The 554-nt window shown below is 82.9% G+C and carries 1 pseudogene; it reads left to right on the top strand.

The window, feature by feature from the left end:
* Nucleotides 1-554 (top strand): annotated as a pseudogene (locus tag KBX39_RS32620) (hypothetical protein); the annotation flags it as partial.

Raw genomic sequence — 554 nt, 5'->3', positions numbered from 1 at the left:
GCCCGCCCCCTGGCCTACCTGGACGTCGGCGCCCCCGGCGCGGACGCCGCCCGGGGCCTGGCCCAGGCCACCGGCTCCGCGTTGCTCGTGCGCCCCGACCCCGGCGCGCTCCCCACGCCGGCCCGGCCCCCGCTGGTGCCGCCCACTGACGGCTGGCGGATGCGGGCCCCGGGCGGCGGGCACGGCCTGGGCGCGGAACGCGACCTGCTGATCGGGCTCGGCGCCGGGCGGGTCGACCCGCCCGGCGCCGACGGCCGGTGGCTGCGCCACGACAGCGTCGGCGGGATCCCGGTGGACGTGCTCCAGGCCCCGCTCGCCGTGCCGGGCGACCCGCGGCCCACGCTCTGGCTGGACGCCGACGCCCGCCTGCACCGGCTCGCCGGACGGCTGGCCGACGGCACCCCGGTCACCGTCGAGCTGAGCCGCGCGGACCGGCCCACGCTGCACCCGGTGGACGCCCTCGGCGGCCGGCCCGGGCAACCCCGTGACCTCACCGACGACGAGGCCGAGCGGCTGGCCGCGCTGCCCGCCCGCCTGCGCGCCGTCGGCGGCGC

Origin of the sequence: Micromonospora sp. D75 (assembly GCF_018070405.1) — a bacterium.
Taxonomy (GTDB): Bacteria; Actinomycetota; Actinomycetes; order Mycobacteriales; family Micromonosporaceae; genus Micromonospora; species Micromonospora chalcea.
This window is presented reverse-complemented; position numbering and strand designations above follow the sequence as displayed.